4 protein-coding genes are annotated in these 8,120 nt (G+C 63.9%); all 4 read right to left on the bottom strand.

Translation table 11 applies throughout. The features are described 5' to 3' along the window. Window positions 1–114: 114 nt before the first annotated feature. The 4 genes from QZY03_RS01420 to QZY03_RS01435 all read right to left on the bottom strand — a co-directional run bounded on the left by QZY03_RS01420 (window position 115) and on the right by QZY03_RS01435 (window position 7,956). Window positions 115–4,428 (bottom strand): hypothetical protein, encoded by a 4,314-nt coding sequence (locus QZY03_RS01420; protein WP_295577491.1) that lies wholly within the window; start codon window positions 4,426–4,428, stop codon window positions 115–117. 28 nt (window positions 4,429–4,456) lie between these two features. Further along, window positions 4,457–4,792, bottom strand: coding sequence for a type II toxin-antitoxin system PemK/MazF family toxin (locus QZY03_RS01425; RefSeq protein ID WP_295577494.1), 336 nt, complete (start codon window positions 4,790–4,792; stop codon window positions 4,457–4,459). After that, window positions 4,779–5,003 carry a CopG family transcriptional regulator gene (locus QZY03_RS01430; protein ID WP_295577496.1) on the bottom strand — a complete coding sequence of 75 codons (225 nt, stop codon included), beginning with the start codon at window positions 5,001–5,003 and terminating at the stop codon, window positions 4,779–4,781. Before QZY03_RS01430 ends, QZY03_RS01425 begins: the two co-directional genes overlap by 14 nt. Window positions 5,004–5,076: 73 nt before the next feature. Further along, window positions 5,077–7,956, bottom strand: coding sequence for a DEAD/DEAH box helicase (locus QZY03_RS01435; RefSeq protein ID WP_295577498.1), 2,880 nt, complete (start codon window positions 7,954–7,956; stop codon window positions 5,077–5,079). Window positions 7,957–8,120 lie beyond the last annotated feature (164 nt).

An 8,120-nucleotide genomic window follows, 5' to 3' on the forward strand; every position in this document is an offset into this window, starting at 1 on the left:
CGGTGACGGCTGGTGTTTTGGTCGACTTCAGACGATACCGCCGGTCTCCCGCTGCCGCCACCTCCGCAGGAGCCGCCGGCCCTGGTCCAGCCCACCCGTGCACAGCGCCCGGCCTCAGGCAAAAATGGCCAAAGTCGAGAAGAAGCCATCATAAGGAATCGAAGACCATAAGCCGGCCATCTCGATCAACAGCGAACGCTCGCGGAAAGTAATGCTAAGGATACTGTCAATGTGCGCTGCGCCTGGCGGGATAATTGCTGCAACGAGACTTCGCTCATTTACTGGATTTGCTCCACGTCGAGCCGCCAGCCGGTAATTGTCCACAAATAAAATATCGCCGCCCTTAGACCAAGGAATGACGGGAAGATTTTCCTGGAAAAGGCTAAGCGGTAACGCAGGAAAGAAATTTGTTCTTGGTATGAACGCATCAGCAATAATTTCCAAGTCCACAGGATCGTAATCGGATCGCCAAGCGAAGTCTTTCCGGGGAACCTTATATATGGGATTACCAGCTGACAGGTGGGGGCCGGAAAGAATCACCTCGGGAAACGTATCGGCGAACGCGGTTAGGCGTTTGATGATTCCGTCACGTTGTCCGTAGGCTTCGTCGAAACAGACAGTAGCGTAGTAATCATCCTGAAAATTCGCCATCCGCCGAGATACAGACGCGAATTTATTCAGTGCAGACACAAGTTCGCGCGAATGCACCGCGGGCAGACGCGCCTGTTCAGCGGGCGTCCCAGGCGGGTCGTAAAGTCGGGCGAAGGTGTCCAATGTCCCGTGATCGACCTCAATAACGCGGCTAGCGTGACCTGCGATGTTCCAGCCACCCTCATCGCGCTTGATTCCGGGCGTGAGCCCACCGCCGGAGTGGTTGAGACAACTTTTTATAGTCGTCGGCCAAAATATGTTGGCGATTGACTTGAAACGAATCTCAGGCTGCGGCTGCGCATAGATATGCAAGCCAAAGCGCAGCCGTCCATGGTCGTTGGTCCCCTCGAATAGCGAAAACTCGTTCTGAAACTGATAGTGCTGGCGAAGACGCGAATAAAGCTCAGTACGCATCGGCCCGCCCTTTGGGTCATCGTACACTCCCTCAGGGTGGACTAAAGCCTGCACGGCGCGCCCATTACGCCACACCACCGGCAAAAAGCACTTATACAGGTTGCTCTGCACACCCTTGAGTAGCGGATAGTTCGGGGTTGCGTTAAGAAACGCAGCCATCCCCTCAGTCGCCACGCACTCCGCGATATACTCAGCCCGCGCCAGCGGATACTCCCCAAAGGCCGCTTCCCGCTGATCCGCAGTCTGTTTGGCGCTCAACTTGCGCAACGCAAACCGCGGATCGAAGTCAGACAACAGCGCCTGCTCATTCCACTCCACCTTAATCCAAGGCGGATTTCCCAAGATCAAGTCAAATCCTCCGAAATGCGCGCCACTGTCCCCGCCGTCGGCTAGATCGCGAACGCGCATTTCGGAGCAGGAAAACATATCTGCAAATTCCAGATCCCAATGGAAGAACCGCTGGCTGGCCGCCAGCCGCTGCGCGTTGGCAAGCCGCGGATTGGTCTCGATCAGGATGTCCAGATTCACATGCCCGTAGCGGTCACGCTCCGGCGTGAAGTCCAGCGCCATTTGCGGCAGGGTCTCGGGGAACAGGTCGGTCGGCGGTTTGCTGGCGAGGCTGGCGCTCCCAAGAATCAGCATCTCCAGGTCGAACCACCATTCCTCACGAGTCGGCAAGGTGTCGGCGGCCTCGACCGGCCAGAACCAGAGCGCGCACCAGTAGTCCATTGCGAGCTTGAGCCGCCGGTAGGGGGAGGCGTTGCGCACCTGCTCGGAGAGCATCTCGCGCTGATAGGTGGCGTCTTTCTGCGCGGTGCTGGTGGGGGCGTGGTTGGGGGCTGGGTCCGGCCAGACGTGGAGTTCGTCGCTGGTGGCGCGGCGTACCCGGGCGAGTTCCTGGGCGTGCTGGTGCCAGAGGTCCTCCACCGCGGCGCTCAAGGCGCAGGCGCGCTTCACCTCGTCGCTGCTGAGCGGGGCACAGAAGGTCTTGCGCCAAGCCTTCATCCGGTCAAATTCACGCGGGACCAGTTGCTTGATGACCTTGTCGCTGCAATTGGCCATGCCGGGGTCGGGGAGCAGGAAGTGCCAGACTGTGGTGGGACTGGCTTCCAGCCAGTCATTGGGTTTGGCAGGCTGGAAGCCTGCCCCACTTTGGAAGGGAATGCGCCGGGGTACAGCGGCGCGCCAATCGCGCTCGGGCAGGTTCTTTTCACCTTTGCCCGGCGATAGCTGGGCAATGCTGAAGCAATCACGCCGGGCGCCGACCAGCGAGTTACCGGTATGCAGTTGCAGGCCGAACCAGGGTACATGGCTGCCCTTGAAGATGGCGTTGAGCCAGAGTGAGACCTCGGCCAGCTCCACGGCCACCGGGTTCAGGTCCACGCCGAACACATTGGTGTCGGCGATGTACATCTTGACCCGCTGCTTTTCCTCGGCGTATTGCTCGTGGGCGATGGTCTCACCCAGTTCCTTCTGCTTGGCACTCAGGTAGGCCTCGGCGAGCTGGTCGATGGCCTCGTTGAGGAAGGCGGCGCTGCCCATGGCGGGTTCGCAGACGGTAAGTTTGAGGATGTCGTTCGCGCCGGCACAGGTCGGCAGCAGTTCCTTGAGTGCCTGTTCCACCAGACAGCGGGTGAGCACGTCCGGGGTGTAGTAGCTGGCGCTCTTCTCGCGGGCGCGCCCGGCCAGGCGGTAGATGAAGGTGCCCTTGCGGTACAGGCGCGGCTCGCCGCCGAACAGTCGCTCGGCGTCGCTGTAGCGGTCGATGTGGCCGGCGGGGACGAAATACGCGGCTGCGAGCGGATCGACCTCGGCGTCACGCGGGACGGGGTTTGCAACCCCGTCCGGGTCGGTCGTGCCCGGTGGGTCTTGAGCGGGGTCGGGGCTGAAGGGGGCATCATCCGCGTCATCGGAGTCCGATCGCGGCGGGACGCCGCTCCCACGGGGATCGGGGCGCACCTCGTACAGGTCTTCCTCGGCGAAGAAACCGCGGAAGGACAGCAGGGACTCATAGACCGCGCCCAACTGGTTGATGCCCAGGGTCCCGTAACTGATGCGGCCCCGGCGCTGCCGGCCGCCGCCGTGGCCCCCATTGCGACTCAGCGACATGAGCCCAATCACCTGTTGCAACACCCGGTTGCGCAGCTTGACGCTGTTGAGCAGGCGGGTCTGGGCCGGGTCGAACAGGTGGCCCTGCAAGGGGGCGATGGTGAATCCGGTGTCGAGCAGCAGGTCGTGGTGGTCCAGCAGGTCGGTATGGCCGCGGTCTTCACGGCGCGGGAAGCCGAGCCAGATGAGGCCGAAGAGTTGCTTCAGGCTCTCATGAAAATAGACGCCGTCCTGGGCCTCGGGCGTGGTGAGCGGGGTCTGCTCCAGTTCGCGCAGATGTTCCAGGCTGTAGCCCTTGAGATAGGCCTCGGCGGCGATCGGGGCGTAACCCAGTTCGGGGCGCGCCTCGATGTAGAACAGGAACAGCAGCCGGTACATGAAGCGCAGGGCCTCGCGGCTGAGTTGTTCGGCCAGGGCGCCGTCGGTGCGGTCGTAGAGCTTTTCCTTGGCGACCTCGCGCTTGTAGCGGATGGCCTCGTTGGCGATCAGTTCGATGCTCTCGCGCAGGGCATATTTGAGATCGGTCGAGACCTCGAAGGCGTGTTTGTGGGAGCTGTCCTCCAGCGTGTCCAGTAGCGCCGTGGCCCCGCCTTGCGGCAGGATCGATTCGGCGCCCGCCAGCGCTGCCATGGTGCGGAAGGCGCGCTCGTCACGCGGCCCGAAAAGTTCCGGCAGGTCGAAGCGCAGCAGCGCCTTACGGCCCCATTTGGCGCGCTCGATCAGGAGCCACTCGGCGTGGTGTACCAACAACACCCAGCGCGGTGGGGTGTCGTCGGCAAACAGGGTTTTGGTGAGGGTGTCCTCCCAGTTGAGCTTGCCGGGGCTGCCGTCCGCCATGAGTGGATGGAGTTCCAGCGCGGCGCTGTCTTCCTCCCCGGCCAAGGCCAGGGCGGCGGCGATCACCAGCAGGGGGTGCTCCTTGGCATCACGGTAGACCGCGAGGACCGGAAGGTCGCCCTGCGCCAGTTCCAGCGTCTGAGGGGCGAGTTGGTAGCCCAGGGCAACCAGCAGCGGCTCGATCAGGTCAGTGAGCAGGGCCTGGCGTTCGGCGGTCTTACGCTCGGCCAGAAAGCGCTCCCGGGCGCGGAAATAGGCGGCACCGCCGGCGGAGCGCAATCGGGCCGCCGGACTCTGGCTGGCCTGCTCCTTCCAGCGGTCGAACAGGGCCTTCAGGTCGCGCTCGAGGATATCGTCCAGGTAGTGCTGGCTGTAGAAGCCGTTGGCGTTGGTCAGCCCGGCGGGGGTCAAGCTCATCGGATGTCCCTGAAGGCGGGGGTGGCGTTTACAGCGCAAGGTGCAAGCGGATCGCCGCGTCGACTTCCCGCAGCTTGTCCGCCGCGAGTCGACCCAGCGCCGTGCCGGCGATACGCTCTTTCGCGATCGTGCGGATCTGCTGGGCCTGGGCCTTGGAGTCCTTGGGCAGACCGGAGTCCGCGCTCGACAGCGCCACCTCGAAGGGGTAGACCCGGGTCAGGTTGGACGTGATGGGCAAGACCGTGACGGTGCTCGCCGCGCGATTGTTGGCATTGTTGCTCACGATCAGCACCGGGCGGCGCTTGTTGATTTCGGAGCCCACTGTCGGGCTGAGATCGGCGTAGAGGATGTCACCACGGTTCATGGGACAGTCCGTCGCCGGCCGTCGCGTCCCACTCCGCGGCATCGGTGGCGGACGCCTCCCGGTAGGCCGACTCCAGGTCATCTTCGCGTAGTCGGCGCAACGCCTGCTCAATGACTTGCGATCGGCTCTTGATTGCGTGGGCAGAGCGATAGGCATCGATCACCCCGATCGCCTCGGGGGTGAGTGAAATGGATAGCTTTTCGGTGCGCATGGGGTTTCCTGGATTTTTTGCTACCCATGATGCTACTGCTACTGCTACCACACGGCAACCCGGATGTCCCGGCTCAGGCGACCAATGCCGCAACGACAGTGAACTGCGGGCGGTCGTCCAACTCCAGGGTTTGGCGTATCCAGTCCTGGTATTGGGCGAACAGGTCCGCGGTCGCAGCCTCCTTCCGGCGTTTGCGGGCGGCGTTAACCTGCCCCAGGCCCGAGGAGAAGTCGAGTTCCAGTTGTTCGAAGTGTCTGCCCTGCTGGGTCTGGAGCTTGGCCAATTCGCAGTCGAGGCGGAGCTTGCAATCGGCATCGAAGGCCTGCTTGATCGGCTTCAAATGGCGTTCGGCGACTTGGATCACGGCGGGCAGAGCCGCCTGGATGGGTGCGATATCGAGCGGGCGACCGTCGTTGGCCAAGGGTGCCGAGCCGAGACCCGTGAGATCGAGCACCTGTTCCAGCGTCAGCACCGCCTGAGGCTGACTGCAGGCAGCGACTCGGATGCCGAGCCACCGCGTCAGCATCGGCTGACCGCGGCGGTTGGGTACCTGGGCCAAGACGAGGACGATGGCCTCCCCGGCCGCGATGCCGTGGCTCACGCGTGCCACCGGGGCGCGCTGGCGGCCGAACAGGGCGAGCAGTTTGTAGTCCAGCCACTGGGCGATGGGGTGCAGCGGCCATAGGTAATGCACTTGGGGCCAGTCGTTGCCGTCGCGGGCGGTGTCGATGGCCGCGGCGACCAGGGCCGGGTCGGCGCAGAGGGCATACTGGTTGTCCCGCGGGCGCATCTCGGGGGCCAACTCGCGCTCCAGCAGGCGCGCCAGATCGGCGTTGGGTTGGAGGCTCAAGGTCCGTTTGGCATCGTCGAACTGCACGGCGACGTGGTCCCGCGGTGCCAGTTCGCGCAGCCGACGCAGGGCGTCACGCATATAGCGGTAGTCGTCGGCGAAGAGACTGGGCAGGCGTGCGGTCGGCGCGGTGACTGGGGCGGTGGCCAGGCTGGTAGCGTGGGCGCTATCGGCGACAGCGTCGGCGGCGGCACTCCACAGGGCCTCGAAGGGATCCACATCGCCATCGGCGAGTTGGGCGGCGAAGGCCTCGGCGGTGCTGTTGTTCTCGATGACCTCGGCGACGCGGGCGATCTCCAGATCCTCGTCGTAGAGGCCCATGAAGGCGGATGGATCGCCGATGTTGCGGGCGGCCTGTTCGTCCTTTTCGATCAGGATCTCCAGGATGCGCAGATCCCCCCGGATGCGCTCGTGGTGTGGTTCGGTGAGCAGGTAGCCAATGCGGGGTACCTGGGTCTGGCCGTAGCGGTCCACACGGCCGTTGCGCTGCTGGAACACCATCAGAGACCAGGGGATATCGAAGTGCAGGACCCGGTGTGCCTGGTAGTGCAGGTTGAGCCCCTCGGAGGCGACATCGGAGGCGATCAACAGGCGCAGCGGTGCGTGGGTCTTGCCGAAGTCTTCGACGGTCTGCTGGATCTCGAGGTCGCTCAACTGGCCGTGCAGGATGCCGACGGCCTCGTCCGGCAGACCCAGGTCCTTGGCCAGATGCTCGCGCAGGAATTTCAGGGTCTCGATGCGCTCGGTGAAGATGACCAGGCGATCGCTCGGGGCCGGGTTCGCATTGGGGCCGCACCAGGCCCAGTGGGCGCCGCTGCGCAGTTGCTCGATCAGGTGCCGGTATTTGCTGAACTGCGCGGGTCCGATGGCGGCGACCAGATCGCGCAACTCCCGCAGGGCGGGGAGATCGGGATGGGTCGGATCGCGACGCTCTTGTTTACTCAGCCGCTCCTTGAGCGTTTGCACACAAGCGGCCGGCGAAGAGAACAGGGCCTTTTCCAAGGTGGTGCGAAACAGCATGGCCCCGTCGTGCCGGACGGCGTTGTCGCTCGTCAGCTTGAGCTCCGCCAGGCAATCGAAGGCTCGGTTTTCAACGGGGCTGGCGTCGGCGGCGAGTTTGTAGACCTCACGCTCCGGGAAGTCCTGGCGGATCTGCGCGCGCACGTCCTTTTTGAACCGGCGCACGAAGAGATGCGCCACGTCCTCGCGGGTGTAGTCGGCACCGGCCGGAAGCACGGTGGGGTCGAGCATCCGCATGAGGCTCGCGAAGCTGTCCTTCCGGCCGTTGTGGGGGGTGGCGGTGAGCAGGATCAGGGCGTCGGAGCGTTGTCCGAGCAGGCCGGCCAGGCGGTTGCTCTGGGTGCGGTTGCCCTTGTAGGAGACGTTGTGGGCCTCGTCGATGATGATGAGGTCCCACCAGGCTTGTTCCAGGTAGTGGCGGTATTCCCCGTCACGCTTCAAGGTGTCGACCGAGATGATGGTCCGGTCGTAGTAGTTGAACGGATTGTGGTTGGCCGGGATTTCGCGGCGGATGCGCGCGATGCCGGCTGAGTCGAGCCGGGTCAGGGCGATGGTGAAGCGGCTCCAGAATTCCTGCTGGAACTGCCGCATCATGCCCTTGGTGGTGACCACCAGCACGCGCCGCGCCTTGCCGCGGCGGATCAGCTCGGCGGTGAGGATGCCCGCCTCCAAGGTCTTGCCCAGCCCCACGGTATCGGCGATCAGCAGGCGCGGGCGCAGTTGCTGCAAGACCTGATGGGCCGGGGTGAGCTGGAAGGGCAGCGTGTCCATCACTCCCCGGTGTCCCTGCACCAGGGCGTCGCCGGTCGGTGTGGCCTGGCGCAGGCGGGCCTCAATGGTGAGGCAGGTAGCCAGAAAACCTGGCGAATCATCGACCACCAGTTCGGTCTTGGCGGGGTCGAGCAGGGTGACGGTATCGAGCGTGGTTAGAAACAGCGCGCGGCGGTTACGCACGGTCTCCGACAGCCCGATGCAGCTCAACTGGTGGCCGCCCAGGGTGCAGGGGTCGGCGCTCTGGATCAGCCATTCCTCGTCACGGATCAGGGCGCGGGCGCCGGGGGCGGGGGCAAGTTGTGCGTTCATACCAGATCCTTCTATTGTTTCGTCAGCAATTCCAAATTTGGGCGGCAGCATCCAGCGTGAAGCCGTCGGCGGGGCTGATGGTGGATGCGCTGCGCTTATCCACCCTACAAAACCTGCAATTTTGTAGGGTGGATAAGGCGCGCCGCACGATGTTCGGGATTCAG

It is taken from the genome of uncultured Lamprocystis sp., from assembly GCF_903933125.1.
Classification (GTDB): Bacteria; Pseudomonadota; Gammaproteobacteria; order Chromatiales; family Chromatiaceae; genus Thiodictyon.

What these genes read in the sequence shown, in the direction of transcription:
- QZY03_RS01420 (WP_295577491.1), bottom strand. Translation starts at nt 4,428, where the DNA reads ATGAGCTTGACCCCCGCCGGGCTGACCAACGCCAACGGCTTCTACAGC.
- QZY03_RS01425 (WP_295577494.1), bottom strand. Translation starts at nt 4,792, where the DNA reads ATGAACCGTGGTGACATCCTCTACGCCGATCTCAGCCCGACAGTGGGC.
- QZY03_RS01430 (WP_295577496.1), bottom strand. Translation starts at nt 5,003, where the DNA reads ATGCGCACCGAAAAGCTATCCATTTCACTCACCCCCGAGGCGATCGGG.
- QZY03_RS01435 (WP_295577498.1), bottom strand. Translation starts at nt 7,956, where the DNA reads ATGAACGCACAACTTGCCCCCGCCCCCGGCGCCCGCGCCCTGATCCGT.